Genomic DNA, 1,682 nt, shown 5'->3' with positions numbered 1-1,682 from the left:
CGCTTGAGGGAGCAGTGCATAATCGCGTAGATATGATCAATGATTTATCGGATGAAGGATTGGGATACTGGGACAAAGTGCGCGAAGTCGCAAATGTTAAAGAACATCCAGTAGGTGAGATTTTGCATGATGAAAATGGCAATGTCCTCTATTTAACCGATGAAAATGGAAAACCTATAAAAGACAGCGATGGAGAATATATTACTCTGTATCACTTTTTAAATGCTGAAGATGAGCAGCATTTACAAGCTGGCTCTGATGGCAACAGGCGTATGTTCTATAATGGTATTTTTAACACACCAGATGAAGCAGCCGGTAATGCTGTCCACTTAGCTGATAATGAACATGAACCCCTTTATTTTACATACCACCCACAAGCTGATGATGTGCTGGTAGAATTAGGGGTAGCATATTATCAAAAGTTTTGGGAGGGTAGCACTTGGGGATTGAGTAATTCGACCAAGAAGTTCCAAGATTTTATCTATCGTTATGGCAATGACAATGCTATTGTTAGTGGGCATAGCCGGGGTACCTTAACAATACGCAATGGAGCAAATGACTTGCAAGAACATGGTATCCACAGTGTAGCCAAGAAAACAGACTTCTATCTTGTTGGAGCGGCTGCTCACATGCAATCGATGGCCAATACAGTAGATTATCTAAGCGATGGCGAAAAAAATTATATCTACATACAAGGTCATATGTTAGACCCCATTAGTACAGTGATTGGTTACAATTGGCCTACGGCTTATAAGGCACCTTTAAATCTAGATTTTTCACTTTTGGAGAAAGGTATAAAAAATCCTTTTTATATGATGATATTTGCAGCAAACAGTTTATTTACTATAGCAACTAATCCTCTCAGAGAGATGGGGAGAGCGGTCTTGGGCCTTAACCCGAGCCCCCATAATTGTTATGCTGATGCGAGTCGTGAGTGTCAAATTAATTATGGTTCATTTAGTTTTAACAAACTTTATTCAACGAGAACAGGGAACAAAAAATGAAAATGTTGTTTAATTTATTAAGCCTGCTCATTCTGTTAACGGTTGCTGGATGTGATATTGAAAACATTGACAAACCTGCTCCAGGATACGTGAGTATGTGGGAGAAGTCAGGTGCGGATTCTACTGAGGTAGGAAAAGCCTTATTAGAATGTGGAATGCCGAGTCTTATCGATCCTGATTCAGAAAATAGAAAGCAGAGCATCAATGCAAAAGCAACAACTTATACATGTATGATTCAAGCAGGATTCCGTTATAAAGGGGGAGGGAAGCCGTGTTATACTTTTAAAGAGGAAAACCTTCCGATTTGTCGACCAGGCGCGGTCATTCCGAAACGAAGTGTTGAAAAGCGCTTAAACAGCCCTTTTTGTAAAAGAAGTCCAGTACAACCTGAATGCAAACCTTAAGTTTTGTTTGTGATGACCGACAATCCCCACACTCACGTTTTTACATGCCTGTGCGGGATTGTTTCCTCAAGCAACCATTTCAATATTGTTCACCGTTGTTTAAACAGCGGTGACAGAAAATATCAACAAGCTTATGAGCTGTTTATTGTAAATAAATCCATTGAAAGAGGGGAAGAATGAAGAAAATCTTAAAACTATTGAGTTGTATAGCTCTGTTAAGTATCACTGGATGTGTTAACTCAATTCCCTCACTTTCTCCAGCATTATGGAGAAA

1 protein-coding gene and 1 pseudogene are annotated in these 1,682 nt (G+C 39.4%); both read left to right on the top strand.

Annotated features, from left to right (window positions below; translation table 11 throughout):
- Positions 1 to 1,004, top strand: a pseudogene (locus tag ACFIM6_RS09815) (filamentous hemagglutinin); the annotation flags it as partial.
- Positions 1,001 to 1,408 (top strand): hypothetical protein, encoded by a 408-nt coding sequence (locus tag ACFIM6_RS09810; protein WP_375612665.1) that lies wholly within the window; start codon positions 1,001 to 1,003, stop codon positions 1,406 to 1,408. The pseudogene ACFIM6_RS09815 and the gene ACFIM6_RS09810, both read left to right, overlap by 4 nt.
- The last annotated feature ends 274 nt before the right edge of the window (positions 1,409 to 1,682 follow it).

It is taken from the genome of Bartonella sp. AA9NXGY, from assembly GCF_042196845.1.
Taxonomy (GTDB): domain Bacteria; phylum Pseudomonadota; class Alphaproteobacteria; order Rhizobiales; family Rhizobiaceae; genus Bartonella.
Note: the sequence above shows the minus strand (reverse complement) of the source record. Positions and strands in the feature narration are given on the sequence as shown.